The following is a 22,325-nucleotide window of genomic DNA, read 5'->3' as shown; positions in this document are numbered from 1 at the left end:
CTTCAGGCAAGGTCGGTGGTGTCGCGGACGAGGTCGAGCGCAAGGCCCTGGCGGCGGTCGACCAGCTCGCCGCCGACCACGTCGTGCCAGTACGACTCCGAGCCGCCGGCCTGGCGCCAGGTGTGCAGGCGGCGCGTGTACACCTGCAGGTCGAATTCCTCGGTGAAGCCGATGGCGCCGTGGATCGAATGGCTCAGCGCCGCCACCTCGAGCGCGGCCTCGCTGGTGCGGGCCTTGGCGATGGCCACGCGCAGGCGGTCGGTGCTGCAACCCATCTGCGCCGCCATGCGGGCAGCGAAGGCATGTTCCGAAATGACGCTGAGCTGGTGCTGGATGGCCTGGAACTTGCCGATGGGCCGGCCGAACTGGTTGCGGTCGTTGGCGTACTGCAGCGTGCGCGTGAACACGCTCATCAACGCGCCCGCGAGCTGCGCGGCCAGCACGCAGGCCAGCGGCACGCGCACGTCGGCCACGCCCGGCACCGCTCGCGCCCCGGCCTGCGCCGACGCCGGCCACGCCAGCGTGGCGTCCAGTGCCGACACCGCAGCGGTGCGCGTGGCTGCGTCCGCCGGCAGCAGCAGGCAGGTCTTGCCCACGCCCGCGAGCACCCAGTCGGCCACGCGGCCGAAGCTCACGCGGTCACACACCAGCGTGCCGTCGCCCTGCATGCGGCCTTGCGCCAGCGCCATGCTGCCGCCGGGCCGCGGCACGCCGGCCTGGGCCAGCAGCGCGCGCGCCAGCATGGTCTCGGCCAGCGGCACGGGCACCACGAAGGCACCGCAGAGCTCGAGCAAGGGAAACGCCTCGGCCAGCGAAAGGCCAGCGCCGCCCTCGGCCTCCGGCAGCAGCGCATCGGCGAAGCCCGATTCCTCGATCGCCTCCCACAGCGCCTCGGGCGATTGCCCGCCTTCGATGTCGCGCACGGCTTGCAGCGTGCAGCGGTCGCTCAGCACGCCACGCAGGGCGTCGATGTAGATCTCGTCCATCGTCCGGGTTCCTTTCAGCGCAGGCCGAGGCCGCGCGCAATCATTCCGCGCAGGATGTCGCGCGTGCCGCCGCGCAGCGAGAACGACGGCGCCACCTGCGTCACGTAGTCGAGCGTGCGCAGCAACTCGAGCGGTATGTCCTGCCCGTCTCGCGCATGGAGGTCGTCGGCAATGGCCGCGGGAATGAGCTGCTCCACGCCGGTGCCCAGGTCTTTCACGAGGGCCGCCTCGACGATGGGGCTCCCGCCCTGCGCCACCTTCTCGGTGACGGCCAGCGACATGGCGCGCAGCGGCGCGAGCTGGCTCAGGATCTTGCCCGCCAGCCGCACCGCAGCCGGCGTGCGGCCCGCCTCGGTGCGCACGAAGGCCAGCCATTCGTCGAACAGCACGATGCTGGAGAACAGGCGCTCGGGTCCGCTGCGCTCGAAGGCCAGTTCGGCCGTGACCTGCTCCCAGCCCTTGCCCTCCTCGCCGATGAGCGCGTCGGGTGCGAGCGCCACGTTGTCGAAGAACACCTCGCAGAAATGCGAGTCGCCCGACAGGTCGGTGATGGGCCGCACGGTGACGCCGGGCAGCGACAGGTCGACGATGACCTGCGACAGGCCCTTCTGCCGGTCCTGCGCGTCGCCGGAGGTGCGCACCAGCGCGATCATGTACTGGCAGTGGTGCGCGTTGGTGGTCCAGATCTTCTGGCCGTTCAGCGTGAAGCCCTCGGCCGTGCGCACGGCGCGGGTGCGCACGCTGGCCAGGTCGGAGCCGGCGTTGGGCTCGCTCATGCCGATGCAGAAGAAAGATTCGCCGCGGCAGATGGGCGGCAGGTAGAAGCGCTTCTGCGCCTCGGTGCCGTACTTCAGGATGAGCGGACCGCTCTGCCGGTCGGCGATCCAGTGCGAGCCCACGGGCGCGCCGAAGTTCAGGAACTCTTCCACCAGCACGTAGCGCGCGAAGGCGCTGCGGCCACCGCCGCCGTAGGCCTTGGGCAGCGTGATGCCGAGCCAGCCGCGCCGGCCCAGTTCACGGCTGAAGGCGCTGTCGTAGCCCGACCACGACTTGGCGCGCACATGCGCCGGCACATGGGCCAGCGCGTCGGACAGAAAGGCCCGCACGGGCGCGCGCAGCGCCTCGTCTTCGGGCGGAATCGCCGTCATCGACAGCGAGGTCAATGCACTCATTGCACCACTCCTTGTTGCATCAAATCGGCCACGGCCTCGGGCGTCATGCCCATCAGGTCGCGCAGCACGTCCTGCGTGTCCTGCCCCAGCAGCGGGGGCGCGTGGCGGTACTGCACCGGCGTCTGCGACATGCGCAGCGGGCTGGCCACCAGCGGGATCTTGCCGGCCACCGGGTGCGTCATGTGGATCTTCGTGCCGCGCGCCTTCACCTGCGGATCTTCGAACACGTCGGCGATGGTGTTGATGGGACCGCAGGGCACGCCCACCTGTTCGAACAGCGCGATCCACTCGGCCGTGGTGCGCGTGACGGTGAGCGCGCGCATGAGCGCGATCAGTGCCACGCGGTTGGCGATGCGGTCGGCGTTGGTGCCGAAGCGTGCGTCCTCGGCCCATTCGGCATGGCCGGCGGCGCGGCAGAAGCTGCCGAACTGGCCGTCGTTGCCGATGGCCAGGATCATGAAACCATCCTGCGTCGGAAAGTCCTGGTACGGCACGGTGTTGGGGTGCGCGTTGCCCATGCGCCGGGGCGAGCCGCCGTAGAGGTGGTTCATGCCCTGATTGGCCAAGCATGCCACCTGCACGTCGAGCAGCGCCAGGTCGATGTGCTGGCCCACGCCCGTGAGGTCGCGCGACTGCAGCGCGGCCAGGATGGCGGTGCTCGCATACAGCCCGGTGAGGATGTCGGTGAGCGCCACGCCCACCTTCACCGGGCCCGCGCCCTCTTCCCCGTCGGCGCGGCCGGTGATGCTCATGAGCCCGCCCATGCCCTGCATGAGGAAGTCGTAGCCCGCGCGCTCGGCATACGGCCCGGTGTGGCCGAAGCCGGTGATGGAGCAGTACACCAGGCGCGGATTGACGGCGTGCAGCGACGCGTGGTCGAGCCCGTACTGCGCGAGGCTGCCGACCTTGAAGTTCTCGATGACCACGTCGCACCGCCTGGCCATGTCGCGCACCAGCGCCTGCCCCGCCGGCGTGGTGAAGTCGATCGCGACCGACTTCTTGTTGCGGTTGGCGCACAGGTAGTAGGCCGAGTCGCGCGTGTCGGCGCCCTCGCGGTCTTTCAGAAAGGGCGGGCCCCACAGGCGCGTGTCGTCGCCGCGCCCGGGCCGCTCGACCTTGATGACCTCGGCACCCAGGTCGCCCAGCGTCTGGCTGGCCCAGGGGCCGGCCAGCACGCGCGACAGGTCGAGTACGCGAATGTGCGACAGCGCACCCGCGGCGGGCTGCTTCTTCATGGCTGGCTCCTCATGGCGCTCGCTCATTGCTGCTCGACGTTGGCCTTGACCGCGATGCGTTTCCAAAGCTGGATCTCGGCGGCCTGGAAGGCACGCATTTCCTCGGGGCCGCCGCGCATCACCTCGGCGCCGATGCGCTCGTAGAACTCGCGGGTCTCGGGCATCTGTTCGATCCTGGTGAGCAAGGCGGCCAGCTTGTCGGTCTCGGCCTTCGGCGTCTTCGACGACACCATCGCGCCGACCCAGGTGTAGGCCGCAAAGCCCGGCAGGCCGCCTTCGCTGGCCGTGGGCACCGAAGGCAGCGCGGGCACGCGCTTGTCGGCCGCCACGGCCAGCGCATGCACCTTGCCCGACTTGGCCAGCTCCTGCACGCTGGTGATCTCGGCAAAGGCCATGTTCACCGTGCCCGAGACCACCGCGATCGCCGCCTCCCCCGCGCCCTTGAACGGCACGTGGGCGGTGTGCACCTTGGCCGCGTCGTTGAAGAGCTCGGACATCAGCTGGTAGCCGGCCGAGCCCGCGCCGTAGTTGAGCGCGCCGGGCTTGGCCCTGGCGCCCGCAATGAGTTCGGGCAGCGTCTTGTACTCGGAGTTGCCGGGTACCACGAGCAGCGCGGGCGATCGCATCATCATCGTGAGCGGCGACAGGTCGGCCACCGGGTCGTAGGGCAGCGCCTTGAACAGCGCCACGTTCACCGCGAGCGTGGAGTTGCTGCCGACGAAAACGGTGTAGCCGTCGGCCGGTGCGGAGAGCACCGCCTTCACGGCGATGAAGCCGTTGGCGCCGGGCTTGTTCTCGACCACCACCGGCTGGCCCGTGAGCTCGGTGAGCTTGCGGCTGAAGTAGCGCGCCGAGGTGTCGGTGCCGCTGCCCGGCGGGAACGGCACGACGAACTTGATGGGCTTCGATGGGAAGTCGGATGCAGCCTGCGCCGCGGCGTGGCCGGTGCTGAACACGGCGGCCAGGGCCAGCAGGGGTGCGATGAGTCGGGGCTTGAAGGACATGTGCATCTCTCCTTCAATCGAGCGTCACGCCCGTGGCCTTGACCACGCCGGCCCAGCGGGCCAGCTCCTTCTTCACGTAGTCGCCGTACTCCTGCGGCGAGGAACCCAGCGGCTCGGCACCCTGCAGCGCCAGGCGCTCGCGCACGTCGGGCGACTTCAGGGCCTTGACGATCTCGGCGTTGAGCTTCTCCACCACCGCCGGCGGCGTGCCCGCGGGCACCATCACGCCCTGCCATGCGCCCACCTCGAAACCGGGCATGCCCGACTCGGCCAGCGTGGGCACGCCGGGGAACAGCGACATGCGCTTGCCGGTGGTCACGGCCAGCATCTTCAGGCGCTTGTCGCGCACGAAGCCCATCACCGAGTTGACGGTGTCGGTCATGAACTGGATCTGGTTGCCCACCAGGTCGACGTCGGCCGGAGCACTGCCCTTGTAGGGCACGTGCGTGGCCTCGATGCCGTTGGCCTGCACGAACTGGAACGCGCCCAGGTGCGTGACGTTGCCGTTGCCCGCCGAGCCGTACGACAGCTTGCCCGGATGCGCCTTGGCGTAGGCCACGAACTCCTTGACGTTGTTGGCGGGCACCGAAGGGTGCACCACCAGCGCGAGCGGCACCACGGCCACCAGCGCGACGGGGGCGAAGTCTTTCTGCACGTCGTAGGACACGCTCTTGTAGAGCGCCGGGCTCAGCGTGATCGACGAGGTGTTGTAGAGGATGGTGTAGCCGTCGGCCGGCGCCTTGGCCACCACCTGCGCGCCGATGTTGCCGTTGGCGCCGCCGCGGTTGTCCACCAGGATGCTCTGGCCCATCTGCTCGCCGAGCTTCTGCGCGAGCACGCGCGCGACCAGGTCGGTCGGGCCGCCGGGCGGGAACGGCACGACCATGGTGATGGGCTTGGCGGGATAGGCGGCGGGGCCTTGCGCGAAGGCGGCCGGGCTCGCGAACGCGAAGCCGAGCAATGCGGCGCCGGTGGCCAGCGTGAAGGTGCGCCGATGGGCAGCGCGTGGAATGGCTGATGTAGCCGATGTAGCCGAGGTGGTGATCTGCATGTCTTCTTGTCTCCGTTGCTGTTTTTGAAATTCGTCCGCGGTTCCCGGAATCAGGAAGCCGTGTCCGCGCGGCCCGCGAGCAGGCGGCGCGCGTCGTAGTGCATGACGCAGCGCCCGTGCTGGTTGAACACCTCGATGCGCGAATCGACGATGGCGCGGCCGCCCTTCGAGGTCGGGCGGATGCCGGTCACCTCGACCACGGCCTCGATGCTGTCGCCCACCCGCACCGGCGCGTGGATCTTCTGCACCAGCTCCAGCATGGCGAGCCCGGTGCCCTGGATCATGGTCTGCAGGATGAAGCCTTCGATCAGCGTGTAGGTGAGCGCGGCGGGCACCGGCCGGCCGGCGATGGCGCTGCCTTCGTAGCCAGCGTCGATGAAGATCGCCTCGAGCATGCCGGTCACGCCGATGAAGTTGACGAGGTCGGTCTCGGTGACGGTGCGGCGGAAGGTGCGCAGGCGCTGGCCCACGGCCAGGTCCTGCCAGACGAAGCCCTGCCCCAGGCGGGGCAGCGTGGCGAATTCGGGCGAGCGGTCTGCGGGTGCGTTCATCGTGTCGGTTCCGGGGTGGCGTTGAAAGAAGGAGCGCGCGCGGCGCCGTCGGTGATCAGCTGTTCGACCTGCGCAGCCGACAGGCCCGCGGCCTCGAGGCTCTGGCGCGTGTGCTCGCCCAGGCGCGGCGGCATGCCGACCGGCGCACGCCTGCCGTTGAACTTCACGGGCACGCCGGGGAAGCGCACGGTGCCCATGCGGGCGTCGTCGAGCTCGGTGAAGAAGCCGGTTGCCACCAGGTGCGGGTCGTCGGGCAGGTCGTCGAGCCGGCTGATAGGCGCGGCCGGAATCTCCAGCCGTTCGCAGGTGGCCAGCCACTGCGCGGTGGTGCCGCGCGCCACGAAGCGCCCGGCCAGCTCCAGCAGCTCGCCGATGTGCCGCGTGCGCGCCGCCATGTCGGCGAAGCGCGGGTCGCTCGCCATGGCCGGCTCGCCCACCTCGTTAAAGAAGCGCTGCCAGTGCTGCGTGGTGTACGGCATCATGCAGATGTGCCCGTCGGCCGTGCGCCACGGGCGGCGCCACGGCGTGAGCACGCGCGGGTAGCCGGCGGCGGCCAGCGGCGGCTCGAAGTGCCGGCCATACAGGTGCTCCACGAGGTTGAAGGCCACCATGGTCTCGAACATCGGAATTTCCACGAAGCAGCCGCGCCCCGTGCGCTCGCGCTGGAACAGCGCCGCAAGAATGGCCTGCGCGCCGACCAGCGCACAGGTCTTGTCGGCCGCGATGGTGGGCAGGTAGCGCGCCTCGCCGCCTTGCTGCTCCATGAGCGCGGACAGGCCCGACATGCCCTGGATCACGTCGTCGTAAGCCGGCCGCCCCGCATACGGCCCGCCCTGCGCGAAGCCGTGCAGGCCGGCATACACCAGCCGCGGAAAGCGCTCGGTGAGCGTCTCGGGGTCGATGCCCAGGGGCGCGAGCTTCTGCGGCCGCATGCTGTGCATGAACACGTCGGCGTCGGCCAGCAGCGCCATCAGCGCATCGCGCGCGGCCGGGCGCTTGAGGTCGAGCACCACGCTCTTCTTGCTGTGGTTGCTGCCCAGGAACACGGCCGACATGCCGGCCTCGGCGGCCGGACCGGTGTGGCGGGTGGAGTCGCCCTCGGGCGGCTCGATCTTGATCACCTCGGCACCGTAGTCGGCGAGCGTCTGGCTCGCCAACGGTCCGAACACCACGCTCGAGAGGTCGAGCACTTTCACACCCTGTAGGGGAAGCATCGTCTGGTTGTCTCCTGGCGCCCATTCTGAAAAAGTGCAGCGCTGCCGTCCAATATCAAATTCCCGCCCTGTGATACCTTTTGGAGATCATGGACACACGCCAACTTCGCCACTTCATCGCCCTGGCCGAGACGCTCAACTTCCACCGCGCGGCCGAGCGGCTGCACATGGCGCAGCCGCCGCTGTCGGCCTCGATACGGCGGCTCGAGGAGCAGGTGGGCGTGCCGCTGTTCCTGCGCAACCGGCGAGGCACCGAGCTCACGCCGGCCGGCGCGGCGGCGCTGGAGAACGCGCGGCGTGCCGTGTTCCACAGCGAGCAGTTCGCACTGGCGGCGCAGGCGGCGTCGCGCGGCGAGGCGGGCACGCTGCGCGTGGGCTTCGTGGGCTCGGCCACCTATGCGCTGATGCCGCGCGTGCTGCCGAGCTTTCGCGCGCGGTACCCGGGCGTGCACCTGCAGCTGGCCGAGTCGACCACCGCGCGCATCGTCGGCATGGTGGAGAACGGCGACGTCGACGTGGGCCTCGTGCGCTTCCCCATCGGGCGGGCCTGCAAGGCGCGCATCTTTCCGGCGGAGCGCGACGTGTTCATGGCGGCGCTGTCGGTCGACCATCCGCTGGCGCGGCGCCGGCGGCTCACGCTGGCCGACCTGGCCGACGAGATCTTCGTGATGTACGGCGCCATGGAGGTGCCGGGCCTGCACGCCGCGGCGCTGCTGGCCTGCCAGCAGGCGGGCTTCATTCCCAACGTGCAGCAGGAGGCGGTGCAGGTGCAGACGCTCATCAGCCTGGTCGAGAGCGGCCTGGGCGTGGCGCTGGTGCCCTCGGTCGCGGCGCGGCATGTGGCGCGCAACATCGTCTTCAAGAAACTGTCAGGGCCGGGCGCGCAGACGGCCATCGGCATCGCGCTCGCGCTGCCGCCCGGCGGGCAGACCTCGGCTGCGCAGCGCTTCCAGGAGTGCATCTAGAAGCGCCCCTGAAGACGGCCACTCGGGCCCGCGAACCATGGGGTGTGAACCTAAGCCGCGAGCCGGCGCCAGACTACAAGGCGACGGGCGCCGCGTGGCTAGGTTGAAGCTTGGACTTCTTCCCATCGAGACCACATGCCGCATTCCACGCTTTCCCGCCGGTTCTTCCTGTCGAGCTCGGCCGCAACGGCCGCCTTGCTGACGCCCTGGGCCGCATGGGCTGCCCGGTCTGCTTCCGCTCCCGCTCCCGCTTCCGCTTCCGCATCCACATCCACATCCGCCAGCGCCAGCATCGAGAAGCTCGAGGCCGCCAAGAGCACCCCGACGCTCGCCCAAGGCACGCGCGGCGCGGCGGTGGTCCGCGCGCAGATCCTGCTCGACCGCGCCTGGTTCTCCCCTGGCGAGATCGACGGTGGCTTCGGCGCCAACATGCGCCGCGTGGTCACGGCCTTCCAGGAAGCCAGCGGCATCGCGACCACGGGCAAGGTCGACGCGACAACCTGGGACGCGCTGACAAAAGACAGCGCCCCGCTGTTCGTGGCCTACACCATCACCGAGAAAGACGCGGCGGGCCCGTTCACCGCCACGCCGAAGGACATGGCCGAACGCGCCAAGCTCAAGTCGCTCGACTACGAGAACATCCACGAAGCCCTGGCCGAGCGCAACCACATGTCGCCGCGCCTGCTCAAGGACCTGAACAAGGGCTCGGGCTTCACCGCCGGCGACACCATCGTCGTGGTCAACGCCACGACCGGCGCCGACGCCGGCGTGGTCTCGGCGGCCAAGTCGATCGAGATCGACAAGGGCAACCACATGCTCTTCGTGCTCGACCGCGCGGGCAAGCCGCTGGCCGGCTTTCCGATCAGCATCGGCGGGCCGCTCGACCCGTTGCCGCTCGGCAAGATGAAGATCACCAGCGAGGTGAAGAACCCCACCTTCACCTACAACCCCGCCCTTCTGAAAAAGGGCGTGCCGGCGAATGCGCAGAAGGTCGACGTGGCGGCGGGCCCGAACAACCCGGTGGGCGACATCTGGATGGGCCTGTCGAAGCCGCACTGGGGCATCCACGGGACGCCGGCGCCGGACCGCGTGGGCCACGAGGAAACCAATGGCTGTATCCACCTGACCAACTGGAACGCCGCGCGCGTGGCCCAACTGGCCAAGCCGGGGTTCGCGGTCGAGGTGAAGGCCTGAGCGCGCGGGCCATGCACGCTGCCATGCTCAGGCTGGCGGGCTGCGCGTTCGGCCTGGTCGTGTCGGCCTCGTGCGCCATGGCCCAGCCGGCGGGAACGCAAGACGCAACGGCACTGCTCGATGCCCGCCCGCTCGCCATGCCCGTCGACGGCGTGCGCCCGCAGGCGCTGCGCGACACCTTCGCCGACGGCCGTGCAGGCGGGCCGCATGAAGCGCTCGACATCATGGCGCCGCGCGGCACGCCGGTGCGCGCGGCCGACGACGGCACGCTGGTCAAGCTGTTCAACAGCGTGCCCGGCGGCATCACGGTCTACCAGTTCGACCCCTCGGGCCGGCTGGCCTACTACTACGCGCACCTCGACCGGTACGCAGAAGGCATTCGCGAGGGCATGGCGTTGAAGCGGGGCGACCTCATCGGCTATGTCGGCAGCACGGGCAACGCGAGCGCGGATGCGCCGCACCTTCACTTCGCCGTGTTCGTTCTGGGGCCGGAAAAGCACTGGTGGCAAGGCCTTGCGATCAACCCCTACCCGGCGCTGCGGCGACTGCCCGACGCGCGGCCATAGGAATCTTCCGCCCTCCCCTCCAGACAAGCCCGCTGCTCGCAAACCCGCAACCGGCCGCCGCAGGCGCGCAGCGCCGCCCTATCATGCCCACGCCCCTCGCTACGCGCGCCTTGCGACAGACGTGACCGACCTCACCGATCCCGAACGCAGCAGCCTGCCCGACCTCTCCTTCCACACCCTCGTGGAGCAGATGGTCGCGGGCATCTACGTGATCCAGGACGACCGCTTCGTCTACAGCAACGCCACCTGGGCCGGCATTGCGGGCTACACGGCCGAAGAGGTCACGGGCATGTCACTCGCGCAGATCGTGCCGCCCGACTTCCTGGAGGTGGTGCGCTCGCGCATCCGCGACCGGCTCGCGAGTTCGCCGCCGAGCATGCACTTCATCACGCGCGGCATGCACCGCGACGGCGGCGTGCGGCTGGTGGAGGTGCACGGCTCGCGCATCACCTACCGCGGCCGGCCGGCGGTGATGGGCGTGGGCGTGGACGTGACCGACCGCGTGCGCAACGAAGAAGAGCTGCGCCGCTCGCGCGAACAGCTGCAGGCGCTGGCCGCCTACACCGCCAACAAGCTCGAGGAGCAGCGCCTGGCCATGGCGCGCGACGTGCACGACGTGCTGGGCGGCATGCTCACCTCGATCAAGATGGACGCGACCCGCATCCAGCGCCGCGCCGAAAGCCCCGAGATGCAGGCGCTCACGCAAGGCCTGATCGCGCTCACGCAGCAGACCATCGACACCGTCAAGCAGATCTCCGAGGCGCTGCGCCCCAGCGCGCTCGACCATCTCGACCTGTCGGTGGCGCTGGCCAACGAGCTGCGCGAATTCACGCGGCGCTCGGGCGTGCCGCACAGCCTCGACGCGCAAGCGGACACGCTGCGCCTGTTGCCGCGGCGCACGATGGCCGTGTACCGGATCTTCCAGGAGGGCCTGACCAACGTGTCGCGCCATTCGAAGGCACGCCACGTGGCCGTCACGCTGCGGGTGGCGAACGAACAGCTGCACCTGGCGCTGCACGACGACGGTTGCGGCTTCGACACCGCCGCGCCCGGCGGCAGCGCGCTCGGGCTGCTGAGCATGAGCGAGCGGGCGCGCGAGATCGGCGGCGAGCTGCACATCGCTTCGGCGCCGGGCCAGGGCACCCGCCTGAGCCTGCGCGCGCCGCTGCTGTAGGCCATCGAAGGAAGCCGAATGATCGACATCCTCATGGTCGACGACCACACCATCTTCCGCTCGGGCCTGCAGCGCCTGCTGCTCGACGAGGCCGACATCCGCACCGCGGCCGAGGCCGCCAACGGCGCGGACGCGCTGGAGCACGTGCGCCACCGGCGCTTCGACGTCGTGCTGCTCGACATCAACATGGAAGGCCGCAACGGCCTGGAGGTGCTGGCGTCGATCCGTGCGGTGCAGCCCGCGCTGCCGGTGCTGATGCTGTCGATGTACGCCGAGGAGCAGTACGCGCTGGTCGCCATCCAGGGCGGCGCGCGCGGCTACATCGCCAAGGACGCGGAGCCGGCCGAACTGGTGCGCGCCATTCGCCGCGTGGCCGGCGGCGGCCAGTACCTGAGCGCGCGCGCCGCGCCGCTGGTGAGCGGCCAGCTCGAAGGCCGCGACGACCGCCCCGCGCACCAGCGCCTCACGGTGCGCGAGCACCAGATCATGCTGATGATGCTCAAGGGCCTGTCGCTCACCGTGATCGGCGAGGAGATGCTGATCAGCGTGAAGACCGTGAGCACGCACCGCACCCACATCCTCGACAAGCTGGGCGTGGCGAGCACCGCCGAGCTGGTGCTCTACGCGGTGCGCCACGGCCTGGTGCAATAGCCGGGTTGTTCGATGCCGCCCGCCGCACGGTGGACGGTGAACGGCGGCGGTGTGTTCAGCGCGGCCCGCTGCGCAGCGGGTCGACCGACTCGGGCAGCGCGTTGAAGTCGACCTGCTGGAGCACGAAGTCGCGCTGCTGCGGCGACAGCAGCGTGTAGCGCGGCCAGAAGAACAGGTAGTCGTCGGGCGACATGGTCGACTGGTTGTCGAACACCATCCGCTTGCTGCACAGCAGGCAGACGAAGTTGGTCCAGTTGTTCCACGGCGTCTTGCCGTCGAACAGCCGGCTCGGTGCGCCGTAGCGCGCGAAGCTGGCCGTGTAGTCGATGAACTTGTCCGACAGCGCCTTGCGGCTGGTGGCGTTCGCCGGGCTCCAGGCAAAGCGCATGAAGTTGGGCTGGTCGGTCACGAAGTTGCCGAACAACGCGGCCACGTCGATGGCGTGGAACGCGCCGAAGGTGTCCTTCCAGGGCTGCGGCGTGTCGTCCCAGTTGTAGTTGTAGCGGTAGATGTCGCCGTTCTGCAGCCGCAGCACGCGAATGACGTTGTCGATCACGTTGTCGATGGCATAGGTCAGCACCTCGTGCGTCTGCGTGTACACCGGGCGCCACTCGGGCTTGATGAGCTGGTCGAAGGTCACGGTGCCGGGCGGCGCGAAGTTGCCGAGGTTCCAGAACTCCTGCTGCGTGGGCTGGCCCATGCCGAAGAGGAACGCGAAGTACGAGCCCTCGTCGTGCGTGGAGCCGATCATCAGCGGCATCTTGTTGTAGTTGCCCAGCAGCAGCCCCGGCAGCCCGGCCGCGCGGATCACGGTGCCGTCGGTGAAGTGGCCGGGCACCACGGGGCTGGGCGTGAACTTCATGATCTGCGCGGCGCTGGCGTTGCGCAGCAGCGCGGCGGTGTCGCCCTGGCTCATGCCGGCGCGCTGCGCGCCCGCCTGCGCCAGCGTGGAGGCGCGGCCGGTGTCGACCAGCAGGTTGTCGATGAGCGACTCGGCCGCCAGCGTGCCCACCACCGGCGGGTACGCATTGGGAATGCCCGACATGCACACCGCGCGGTGGAACTTGCCCTCGGCCAGCGGCGACTGCAGCAGGCCCCAGGTGTTGATGCAGCCGGCCGACTGGCCCGCCACCGTCACCTGCTGCGGGTTGCCGCCGAAGGCACGCGCGTTGGCCTTGACCCAGTCGAGCGCGCGCATCAGGTCCAGCGTGGTGAAGTTGCCCGAGTCGTCCAGCGCGTTGCCGGTCTTCAGCGCCGGATGGTTGAGCCAGCCGAGCATGCCCATGCGGTACTGCACGGTCACTACCACCATGTTGGCCTTCTGCGCGAGGTAGGCGCCGTCGTAGGTCGGGTCCTTGGCCGAGCCCTTGGTGTTGCTGCCGCCGTGGATCCAGAAGAACACCGGCAGGTTGTCGGCGCTGGAGTTCGGCCGCCACACGTTGAGGTACAGGCAGTCTTCGCTGCCCACGGGCAGGCCGAAGGTGGCGGGGTCGGGCTCGCCGAAGGGGTTGCCGACCTGCGCGCACATGCCGGCCAGCGTGGTGGCCGCGCGCGAGCCGCTCCACGGCGTGGGCGGCTGCGGCGCGCGCCAGCGCAGGTTGCCCACCGGCGGCTGCGCGAACGGAATGCCGAGGAAGGCCTGCGTGTTGTTGGCGGCGGCCTTGCCGTAGATCTGGCCGGCGTCGAGCGTGCGCGTGAGGCTCTGGTTGTAGGCGGCAAGTGCGGGGAAGGCACAGAGCGTGGAAGCCGCAAGGGCCCACAAGGCCACGCCGCGCAGCACGCGCAGCCACTGGTGCAGGGAATTCATGTTGTTTGTCTCCTGGTGAATGCCTCGGGCTCTGGGGCACGGGTCATCGCAGGATTTTGCGGACTGCAGGCGCCCGGCGGGCTCGGTGTCATCGCAGGGGGCGGGCAAGAATTCTCCGATTGACACGGGGGCCGGCAAGGGCCATGAACGCGCGCCCGGCTAAAGTCGTGAACTGTTCACGAAGCAACGCCCGCCCATGCACACCTTCGCTACAAGCGCCCTCCTGCTGCTGGCCGCCGCCACGTTCGGCGCCGGCGCGTCGGCCCAGTCGCTGAGCTGCGGCGGCCGGCTCTCGGGCGTGGGCGACTCCAGGTTCTCGGTGGTGCAGAGATGCGGCGAACCGGTGTCGCGAGACTTCGTCTGCGTGCCGCGCCCGCAGGTCGTGTGGATACCTTCGCAGTACCCGGGCGGCCCGCCACAGCAGGTGGTCACGCAGCAATGCGTGCCGATGGAAGACTGGACGTACGACCGCGGCGAAGGGAACTTCCTGGGCATCGTGCGGTTCTTCAACGGGGCGGTGGAGTCGGTGCGCGACGGGGAGAAGGTGCGGTAGGCCGCCGCGCGCCGCCACGCGCCGCACCGCGCCGCACCGTGCCGCACCACGAAAAAACCGATATCAGGGAAAGATCGACATGAGCACATTGCAGGACCACTTTGCGGACCACGCGGCTTCCTCGCTCGCCAGGCAAATGGCCTTGGGCGATGTGATCGGTGAGCGCGCCTGGGGCCTCGACATCCAGAAGGGCTTGCTGCGCTTCGGCGACGACCTGGAATACCGCGTCCAATTGCTGGGCTCGCATGCCTTCGAGCCCGGCACGTGGCTCTGGATCTGGGCCAATGCGCAAAGCAATATTCCGCCGCAGTACACCGAGGCGGCCGTGCGCATGCGGCAGCGCGGCGAGACCGAGGGCATCGCCGCCTTCACCGAGGCGACGGTCCCGCTGGGCACGGTCACCGATCACATGATCGCCATGACCTGCAGCGGCCTCGAGGGCCGGCGCTGTTACTACCGCGCACCCTACGACGGCGGCGCGCTCTTCATGCTCCTCGACGACGTGCCCGCGCAGGTGCTGGCGCCCGTGCCGCTGGCGCGCGTCGGCACGGTGCTGATGGAAGTGATTTCGCAGTTCGAGATCGACCATCGCCGGTTGGTGACGGGCTTCTTCGAACAGCAGGGGTTCGCCGCGACCGCGACCGGCACGGGTGCCATCCGCGCCACGAGAGCGGGCGAAGGGCATGTCGACATCAGCTTCGACGAACTCGGCCGCATTTCGAACATCGCCGGCAAGCTGACGCCGGCCGTGACGCCAGCGAACGAGCCGGCCGTGCCGAAGAAGCCGCGGTGGCAGTTCTGGAAATGACCCGCAACCAAGCCCCCGGCGCATTCGCCTGAGACCGGCGCCGGTGCAGGTTCAGGGCCGCGATGCGTTGGCGGCCCAGCGCCAGGCACGCTTGGCCTTCTCGCTGCTGACTTCCGCGCTGTCTTCGGCGATGTTGAAGACACCGCCCGTCGTGTGCTGCAACGCGAGCAACGCCGCCCGCGCCGCCGCCTCGACATGCAGCGGCATCGCGCCCTTGGGCTCGGCCGTCGACGTGCCCGGCCCGTAGAGCTGCCCATAGCGCAGCACCGTGCCCACCAGGCCTTGCGCGCCGAGCACGGCCTGCTCCAGCGCCGCGACGCCCCCCACGCTCACGCGGCGCGGGCCTTGGGCATCGATGTCGAGCGGCTGGTCTTCCGTGAAGGGCCTGGGGCCGGGCGCATAGGCCCACGCGATGCTTTGCGCGATGAGCCGTTTCGCACCCGCGGCCTGTGCGGCGGCCACGAGGTTGCGCGTGCCTTCGGTGCGCACGCGCGCGTTGAGCGCCGCCGCCTCGGCCATGCGCGCCGGGTCGAGGTCCCTGGGCAGGTCGGTGAGCTGGTGCACCACGGCCCACGGCGCAATGCGCACCAGCGCGGCGCGCAAGGCCTCGGCATCGAACACGTCGACCACCACCGGGTGCACGCCCTGCGCCTCCAGCGCTGCCGCGCGGCCGGCGCGCCGCGTGCTGCCGTAGACGGTGTAGCCCGCGCCGGTCAGCAAGGGGATCAGCGCCGTTCCCACCGCGCCGGTGGCGCCCGCCAAAAACACGATTTCACTCATCGCTCGTCCTGCAAGATGTTCATGCGGGACAGCTTAGGCCGGCGGCGGACCCGCGGACAGGGCCAAGAATGGCGAAGGCGACTGGGCCATGCGCGGCGGCCCGCGCTTCGAGCCCTTCAGAGCTTTTCAGGCCTCTTCGTCGTCCGGCACGGCGCTGCGGTCCTTGATGCGCGTGACCTGCGACAGCACCGCGTCGGCCGGCGTCATGTCGGGCCGCTGGCCCTTGTAGACCGGCTGTTCGAACTTTCCGCCCGCGTAGCGGTACAGGTAGCGCACCTCGACCAGCGTGCCCGCCGGCGGCAGCACCTCGTTGGGCGGCACGGTCACGTTGCCCAGGTCGATCATGGTCCCCGCCTCGTCGCGCAGGCCCACGGCCACCGAGCGCTGGGCGTTGACACGGATCACCTCGCAGGTCGCGCTCTGGTTGAACTTGAACTTCAGGCTGCTGGTGCTGCGGCCCGCGCTGAACGGCGCGTCCAGCGCCTTCAGCACATAGCCTTCGCCGTGCACGGCCAGCAACTGCGCGGCGCGGTTGCGCTTGCCCTCGGCGCTGAGCTCGAGCGCGAGCACCGCCATCCACGGCACCCGCGCGGCGGTTTTCTGCAGGTGCCCGAAGCGCTCGATGAACGGCGCGCCGCGCAGGTCCTGCCCGTCGAGCTCCAGCAGGTCGAAGGCCAGGAAGGCTTCGCCCACGTGCTCGCCGGCAATCACGGTGCGGCCCGCGGGCACTTGCGCGCCGCCGGCCCAGGCCTGCGGAATGTCGACGAACAGGCCGCGGCGGTTGGTGCCGCGCACGCTCTCGCCTTCGATCAGCAGGATGCGGTTCTCGCCATCGGCCTTTTCCTGCAGGCCCCAGCCCGGGTCGTCGAAGTAGCGCGCCACCTGTTCCTCGAGGATCAGCGTGGGCAGTTGCGGCAGCTCGCCGCTCATGCGGCCGGCCAGGTCGCTCGAGGTGTAGAGCGCGCCGGACTGGTCGGGCGTGTAGCCCTTGGAGGTCTTCTCCTTCACGACCTTCCCGTAGATCTTCAGCGCGGCCTCGAAGGCGACCGGGCTGCTGGTCTTGGTGCCGGTGGCCAGCGTGCCGCCGCGCCGGCCGTTGCCGTAGTCGACCACCCAGCCTTCGTCCTTGGGGCGCAGGTGCACCTGGTAGACCTTGTCCGAGCCCTGGCCCGTGAAGTAGAGAAAGCTCGACTGGGAGACCTGTTCCGTGTTCGCCATGTGCGGGTGTGAAGACAAGATTAAGAAGAATCTCTACGCGCGATCGGATGAATGCGGGCACCCCTGCGAGGCATTCATGCGGCGTGGATGCGAGCCGGCGATGCTACACACGCATGCCCGCCATCAACCGCCGCTAAGATGCGCGGCGATACAAAAAAACAAGCACCCAACCGAAGGCAGGGAGGCCTCCGCGTGAAGCGCATTCGCTCCGAGATATTGATCCGCATGAAGCCGGGCGCCCTCGGCGCCACGGGTTTCTGCACCGTGGAACTGTTCGCCCTGCCGGAAGCACCGGGCCCCGCACTGCATGTGGTGCACCTGAGCATCAGCACCGACGGCAAGCAGTGGAAGGAAACGGTCTACACGCCCTCCCCGCTGCCGCTGGAGCCGGCCACCGCCGCGTTCGAGCGCGCCGTGGCGGCTCACATGGCGCAGGGCTATGCGATCGAGGGCACGCCGCTGCCGTCCGCCGCCGCAATGGCCATGGCCGCCGCGCCTGCCGCACCACACGTGGCACACCCCGGCGACGCGGTGCTGCTCGCCGCCCTCGCGCCCGACACCTGGCGCCTGTTGCCGCCGGTGCGCCAGAGCCGCGTGGTGTGGCGCATCGGCGAGCGCCGGCTGGCTGCGGCGGTGCATCGGCTCGTCGAGCTGCTGGAAACCGGCGAGCCGATGCTCGACTACTGCATTGCCTGGGCCATCGGCCGCTGCGGCGACGCGGGCGCGTTCGAGGCGATGCGCGAGCTGTCGCAGCGCGGCCGCACGCCGGTGGTGACGCGCGCCGCGCGCTGGGCGGCGCTGAACCTCTGGCCGGCCGACACGCGCGCGAGCGAATCCGCACGCATCGTCGACGACTGGCCCGCGGCGCTGCGCCGCGCCTGGGCCGGCATGCAGGAACTGCCCGTCGAAGAGGCCCTGCCGCGGCTGCAGCAGCACCTGGGCGACCCGGCGCTGTGGAACGGCCTGAAGTACGCGGCGTGGGTCGAGCAGCTGTTCGACCTGTCGCTGCTCGAGGGCCAGGGCGCGGGTGCCGACGGCCTCGCGCACAAGGCGCTGCTGGAAATCGCGCCCACGCTACAGCTCGCGGCCGGCAGCTTCCGTGCCTGGCGCCGGCTCTACAAGGGTGCCGAGTTCGCGGGCGACTACGTGCTGCTCGGCGTGCTGCACCAGCGCCTGGAAACGCAGCGCGCGGCCTACCGCGCCGGCGGGCGCTGGGCGCAGGCCAACGGCCGCTACCTCGAGATCGCCAAGGAAGTCGTGCGGCCCGACAGCCGCCTGGCCTACAGCCAGCGCACGCGCGACTACCTGCGCCGGCGCACGTGGCGCAACCTGCGCCGGCTCGCCATGGCGGGCACCGCCGACGAGCCGAGCTGGCTGCAGCTGGCCATGGGCGTGCTGCTCGCGGCCGACGACGCCGACGCGGGCACCGGCGGCCAGCAACGCGAATCGCGCTGGACCGAGGAACCCCGCAGCTGGCACACCGGCCCCTACAGCCGCTGGCTGGTGCTGATGCAGCTGCTGCACCGCCACGACGCCGAATGGGAAGCCCAGCGCGGCGGCCTGCGCTGGCGCCGCCACACGCCGCTGCCCGAGCGGCGCACCGAGCGCACCGAAGCCTGGCCCGAGCGCTGGGACCGCCATCCGCAAGCGCTGCTGCAGCTCATGCAGCAGGGCCGCTGCGCCGCGGTGCATGCCTTTGCGGCGCGCGCGCTGCAGGACAACAAGCCCTTCTGCGAAGCCCTCGAGACGCCCGAGGTCGCGCGCCTGCTGGCCAGCCCCTGGGACGACACCGCGCGCTTCGCGCTTGCGCTGGCCAAGGCACGCATCGCGGCCGGCGCGCCGGCCTTGCCCTGGCTGCCCGCGCTGCTGGGTTCGCCGCTGGCCGAGGCGCGCACGCTCGCGCTCGAATGCATCGCGCGAGACCCGGGCCTGTACAGCCAGCAGGTCGACCTGCTGCTGACGCTGCTGACCTCGGCCGATGCCGAAGTGCGCCGCGCCTCGCGCCTGCTGCTGCAGGCCGCCGCGGCGAACCTCTCGGTGCTCGATGCGCTGTGCGTCGAGCTGCAGCCCTGGCTCGAGGCACGCGATGCCGAGGCGCCGGAACTCGGCGCCATCTGCGAGAACGTGCAGTGGGCGCTGCAAGGCCCGCTGCGCAGCGCGGCCGCGAAGGCGCCGTTGCCCGAGCTGCTCGCGCTGTTCGAACACCCGGCCGCCGACGTGGTGGCCACGGCCGCCGAATGGCTGCTGCTGCACCCGGCCTCGGTGCACGGCCTGCCGGTGGAGGTGCTCACGCGCCTGCTGCAGTCGGACGACGCGCGCCTGCGCGGCGCCGGCGTGCGGCTTTTCACCGCCCTGCCCGACGCCACGCTGGTCGCGCAGCCCGCGCTCTTCGCCGCCTTCTGCAGCAGCCCGATGCCCGGCGTGCGCGCGGCCGTCGCGCCCAAGCTCGCGCAGCTGCTGCCCGAGCACCCGGCTTTCGGTGCCGCGCTGATGCCGATGCTGCGCGACGAACTGTTCCGCGCCGAAGCCGCCGAGGGCGTGTTCGACGCGCTGCTGCAATGGCTGTGCGGCCCGCTGGCCGCGCACACGCGCGCGGGCGAGCCGGCCGTCACGCTGCGCCTGCTCGAGGCGCGCAGCAAGGGCGCGCAGCGCCTGGGCGCATGGCTGCTGCCGCAGCAAGATGCGCAAGGCTTCAGCGTGCTGGAGACCGCCAGCATGGGCCTGGTCGACACCGCCGCCGCGCGCCGCTGGGCCATGGAGCAGCTCGGCGCGCAGCCGCAGCGCACGCTGGCGCAACTGGGCGACGCGCTGCGCATGTTCGACAGCCGCTGGGACGACGCGCGCGACTGGGCCCGCCAGTGGTTCGCCGCGCAAGGCGGCGCCGAGCAATGGACGCCCTCGCTGCTGGTGCGCCTGTGCGACCACAAGGACCCGGGCGCGCAGCGCCTGGGCCGCGAGCTGCTCACCACCCACTTCGACGTGACCGACGTCACCACCTACATGCTGCAACTGAGCCAGCACCCCTCGCCCGGCATGCAGCTGTTCGTGACCAACTGGCTGGCCTCGGCCGCCGGGCAGAAGCCCGAGGTGCTCGCGCGGCTGGAGCCCTACTTCCTCAGCGTGCTGTCGCAGGCCAACCGCGGCCGGCTGGCCAAGGCGCGCGTGATGCAGTTCCTGGCCGCGCAGGCGATGCACTCAGAAGACATCGCACGCATCGTGGCGCGCGTGTTCGCGCGGCAGGTGGTGACCGGTGCGATCACCGAGCGCGCGCAGTACGTGGCGGGGCTGCGCAGCATCCAGGAAGCCTTTCCCGATCTCGACAACCCGCTGCAGACCGCGCCGGTGCGCAGCGTGGCGCCGCGCCGCGCACCCGCAGCGGCATCGGCATCGGCACCCCCAGCCACATCGGCACCCGCCGGAGGCAACGCCGCATGAGATTCCAGTACCGCTACTTCGGCCACTCCGGCGCGCAGCACACGGCCGGCAGCACCGCGCTGCAGTTCGCACCCGACACGCTGCGCGCGCCGGTGCATTTCGTGGCCGACGTCAACCGCCACCTGCCGTTTCGCGAAGGCATGTCCGCGCTGCACGACGTGGTGGTGGGCGACCTGCGCTTCCAGCCGCGCGACAAGAGCGCCTACCTCGAATGGCTGGCCGGGCAGGAGAGCGAGCTGCTCGCGCAGTTCATGGCGCGCAGCGACTCGCTGAAGGCGCAGATGGCGCCCATCCGCGAGGAACTGGGCGAGCTGCGCAAGCGCAAGCAGGCCGTGCTGCAGCCCTTCATGGGCGCGCAGAAGCGCTACTTCGACCACATCTACAAGGTCAACCGCGAGGCGTGGTTCGTGCTCGACCCGGTCATCACGGTGCACCCCGACCGCGTGTTCTTCGAGTGCTTCAGCCAGGACGAGTCGAGCTACGGCATGTTCTCGTGCAGCCACGAGGCCTTCGACCGCGTGAGCGACCACGCCTTCGGCACCACCAACGTGGACTACTCCGAATCGCTGTACGACGAGTTCCAGAAGATCCGCGACTACAAGGCCACGCGCCTGGCCATCGACCCCGGCGGCTTCCAGGTGCAGAGCGACAACGACCCGGCCTTCCACGAGCCGAAGATCGACGTGCCCGACAGCTGGGTGCGCGGCTTCCTGCAGGTCAGCAGCGCGATGCTGCTGCCCGCGCAACGGCTGCAGCTGCACCCGATGGACGTGCACAACATCTGCCTGGTGCTGCGCCGGCGCAAGGAGCGCGTGGGGCCGCGTTCGCTGCGCTTCATCCTGCGGCCGGGGCAGCCGGTGCGCATCCTGTTCGAGCCCTGGGGCCACGAGCTGGTGTGCCCGCGCTCCACGCACAGCGCCACGTCGGACACCGACATCCGCGTGTGGGGCCGGCGCCGGCTGCTGCAGCTGGAGCGGCTGGTGCCGGTGGCGCAGGGCTTCACCGTGCACCTGCTGGGCACGGGCATGCCGAGCTTCTGGGTGGCGCAGCTGCCCGACATGGAATTCACGCTCGGCCTCTCGGGCTGGACCGCCAACGACTGGTCGCGCAACGGCCACTTCGAGCTGCTGCAGCCGCGCCACACGGTCGACCAGGACAGCCAGCTGCGCGTGTTCGCGGCGCTGGGCGAGCGCTGGCGCGCAACCACGGCCGAGCTTGCGGCGGCCACCGGCCTGTCGACGCTCACGGTCGACGCCGCGCTCGGCGGCTACGTGCAGGCCGGGCGCGTGGTGTACGACCTGGCGCACGGCGTGTGGCGCCTGCGCGAGCTGAGCCGCGAACCGCTGCCCATGGACCAGCTGCGCTACGCCAGCCCCGAGGAAGAAGCCGCCGCCGCGCTGGTGCAGGCGCGCCGCATCGCCAACGTGAAGACGCAGGCACGCGCCGACGGCGGCCTGGCGCTCAGCGGCAAGTGCAAGGGCGCCTCGGGCGAGCGCGAGTACCTGGTGGGCCTGCAGCTGGACACAGACCAGCGCGTGGCCTCGGGCGACTGCCAGTGCAGCCACTTCGTGCGCCACCGCATGACCAAGGGGCCGTGCGAACACATGCTGGCGCTGCGCCTCGCGGCCACGCCCGACATGCAGGGCATGCTGGACATGGCAGGCGCCGCAACGAAAACGACGACAGATCAGGAAAGGACCGCACGCATCGGCTGATACACTGCTTTTTGCGAACGGAGCGGGAAGGCTCTTGCAATCCGGGTGGCGTATCGCCACCCTCGCACACAGCACTTCCCAAGCGTCACTGGACGTCTCTTCACTGTGCCGTACACGCATGGTGACGCGACAACAGTGCGGCTTCCTCGAAACTCATCGGCGTCACCATGCGTGTACGGCGTCGAGTGGAGCCCTCCAGTCCCGAGGCTCTTCGACGAGATTCCCGCTTCGTTCGCAATTTTTTCC

At 70.2% G+C, this 22,325-nt stretch carries 19 protein-coding genes; 9 read left to right on the top strand and 10 right to left on the bottom strand.

Features of this window, described 5'->3' with window-relative positions; all coding sequences use genetic code 11:
- Positions 1–2: 2 nt before the first annotated feature.
- Genes BM004_RS21405 through BM004_RS21375 form a run of 7 tightly spaced genes read right to left on the bottom strand, consistent with a single transcriptional unit; the run spans position 3 to position 7,213 of the window.
- Positions 3–986, bottom strand: coding sequence for an acyl-CoA dehydrogenase family protein (locus BM004_RS21405; protein WP_093216524.1), 984 nt, complete (start codon positions 984–986; stop codon positions 3–5).
- A gap of 14 nt (positions 987–1,000) precedes the next feature.
- Positions 1,001–2,158, bottom strand: a complete 1,158-nt coding sequence (locus tag BM004_RS21400) for an acyl-CoA dehydrogenase family protein (protein WP_093132159.1) — start codon at positions 2,156–2,158, stop codon at positions 1,001–1,003.
- Entirely contained in the window at positions 2,155–3,393 is a 1,239-nt protein-coding gene (locus BM004_RS21395; protein WP_093216839.1) for a CaiB/BaiF CoA transferase family protein, read from the bottom strand. The genes BM004_RS21400 and BM004_RS21395 overlap by 4 nt, the downstream gene beginning before the upstream one ends.
- A 23-nt stretch (positions 3,394–3,416) precedes the next feature.
- The gene (locus BM004_RS21390; protein ID WP_371270157.1) at positions 3,417–4,403 is read right to left on the bottom strand and encodes a Bug family tripartite tricarboxylate transporter substrate binding protein; all 987 of its coding nucleotides are present in this window, start codon (positions 4,401–4,403) and stop codon (positions 3,417–3,419) included.
- Positions 4,404–4,410: 7 nt separating this feature from the next.
- Positions 4,411–5,448 carry a Bug family tripartite tricarboxylate transporter substrate binding protein gene (locus BM004_RS21385; protein WP_093216519.1) on the bottom strand — a complete coding sequence of 346 codons (1,038 nt, stop codon included), beginning with the start codon at positions 5,446–5,448 and terminating at the stop codon, positions 4,411–4,413.
- Positions 5,449–5,498: 50 nt separating this feature from the next.
- Positions 5,499–5,999 carry a MaoC family dehydratase gene (locus tag BM004_RS21380; protein WP_093132152.1) on the bottom strand — a complete coding sequence of 167 codons (501 nt, stop codon included), beginning with the start codon at positions 5,997–5,999 and terminating at the stop codon, positions 5,499–5,501.
- Positions 5,996–7,213 (bottom strand): CaiB/BaiF CoA transferase family protein, encoded by a 1,218-nt coding sequence (locus BM004_RS21375; protein ID WP_093216516.1) that lies wholly within the window; start codon positions 7,211–7,213, stop codon positions 5,996–5,998. The genes BM004_RS21380 and BM004_RS21375 overlap by 4 nt, the downstream gene beginning before the upstream one ends.
- A gap of 89 nt (positions 7,214–7,302) precedes the next feature.
- On the opposite strand from BM004_RS21375, the gene BM004_RS21370 reads away from it, so the two are divergent.
- The 5 genes from BM004_RS21370 (at position 7,303) to BM004_RS21350 (ending at position 11,763) form a co-directional block, all read left to right on the top strand.
- Positions 7,303–8,178, top strand: a complete 876-nt coding sequence (locus BM004_RS21370) for a LysR family transcriptional regulator (RefSeq protein ID WP_093132270.1) — start codon at positions 7,303–7,305, stop codon at positions 8,176–8,178.
- Between the two features lie 135 nt (positions 8,179–8,313).
- Positions 8,314–9,372, top strand: a complete 1,059-nt coding sequence (locus tag BM004_RS21365) for a L,D-transpeptidase family protein (RefSeq protein WP_093216515.1) — start codon at positions 8,314–8,316, stop codon at positions 9,370–9,372.
- A gap of 11 nt (positions 9,373–9,383) precedes the next feature.
- Positions 9,384–9,938 carry a M23 family metallopeptidase gene (locus BM004_RS21360; protein ID WP_093216512.1) on the top strand — a complete coding sequence of 185 codons (555 nt, stop codon included), beginning with the start codon at positions 9,384–9,386 and terminating at the stop codon, positions 9,936–9,938.
- Positions 9,939–10,059: 121 nt separating this feature from the next.
- Positions 10,060–11,112, top strand: coding sequence for a sensor histidine kinase (locus tag BM004_RS21355; protein ID WP_093216511.1), 1,053 nt, complete (start codon positions 10,060–10,062; stop codon positions 11,110–11,112).
- An 18-nt stretch (positions 11,113–11,130) separates the two neighbouring features.
- A complete protein-coding gene (locus BM004_RS21350) occupies positions 11,131–11,763 on the top strand; it encodes a response regulator (protein WP_093132142.1) in 633 nt (210 codons plus the stop codon).
- Positions 11,764–11,818: 55 nt separating this feature from the next.
- On the opposite strand, the gene BM004_RS21345 is transcribed toward BM004_RS21350, so the two are convergent.
- Positions 11,819–13,570 (bottom strand): carboxylesterase/lipase family protein, encoded by a 1,752-nt coding sequence (locus BM004_RS21345; RefSeq protein ID WP_093216509.1) that lies wholly within the window; start codon positions 13,568–13,570, stop codon positions 11,819–11,821.
- A 196-nt stretch (positions 13,571–13,766) separates the two neighbouring features.
- On the opposite strand from BM004_RS21345, the gene BM004_RS21340 reads away from it, so the two are divergent.
- Both BM004_RS21340 and BM004_RS21335 read left to right on the top strand, forming a co-directional pair.
- Complete coding sequence (locus tag BM004_RS21340) at positions 13,767–14,123, top strand: DUF2845 domain-containing protein (RefSeq protein ID WP_093132137.1); 357 nt, start codon at positions 13,767–13,769, stop codon at positions 14,121–14,123.
- A 79-nt stretch (positions 14,124–14,202) separates the two neighbouring features.
- The gene (locus BM004_RS21335) at positions 14,203–14,931 is read left to right on the top strand and encodes a DUF6882 domain-containing protein (protein ID WP_143072466.1); all 729 of its coding nucleotides are present in this window, start codon (positions 14,203–14,205) and stop codon (positions 14,929–14,931) included.
- A gap of 51 nt (positions 14,932–14,982) precedes the next feature.
- On the opposite strand, the gene BM004_RS21330 is transcribed toward BM004_RS21335, so the two are convergent.
- Both BM004_RS21330 and BM004_RS41475 read right to left on the bottom strand, forming a co-directional pair.
- Positions 14,983–15,711 carry an NAD-dependent epimerase/dehydratase family protein gene (locus tag BM004_RS21330; RefSeq protein WP_093216503.1) on the bottom strand — a complete coding sequence of 243 codons (729 nt, stop codon included), beginning with the start codon at positions 15,709–15,711 and terminating at the stop codon, positions 14,983–14,985.
- Between the two features lie 126 nt (positions 15,712–15,837).
- Entirely contained in the window at positions 15,838–16,929 is a 1,092-nt protein-coding gene (locus BM004_RS41475; protein WP_093216501.1) for a hypothetical protein, read from the bottom strand.
- 192 nt (positions 16,930–17,121) lie between these two features.
- On the opposite strand from BM004_RS41475, the gene BM004_RS21320 reads away from it, so the two are divergent.
- Positions 17,122–20,364, top strand: a complete 3,243-nt coding sequence (locus BM004_RS21320) for a HEAT repeat domain-containing protein (RefSeq protein ID WP_143072465.1) — start codon at positions 17,122–17,124, stop codon at positions 20,362–20,364.
- On the top strand, positions 20,361–22,079 hold the full coding sequence (locus BM004_RS21315; protein ID WP_093216496.1) for a hypothetical protein: 1,719 nt from the start codon (positions 20,361–20,363) through the stop codon (positions 22,077–22,079). The genes BM004_RS21320 and BM004_RS21315 overlap by 4 nt, the downstream gene beginning before the upstream one ends.
- Positions 22,080–22,325 lie beyond the last annotated feature (246 nt).

This window comes from Variovorax sp. OK212 (assembly GCF_900112425.1).
Lineage (GTDB): Bacteria > Pseudomonadota > Gammaproteobacteria > Burkholderiales > Burkholderiaceae_C > Variovorax.
The sequence above is the reverse complement of the archived record's forward strand: the minus strand, read 5'-3'. Positions and strand labels throughout refer to the sequence as shown.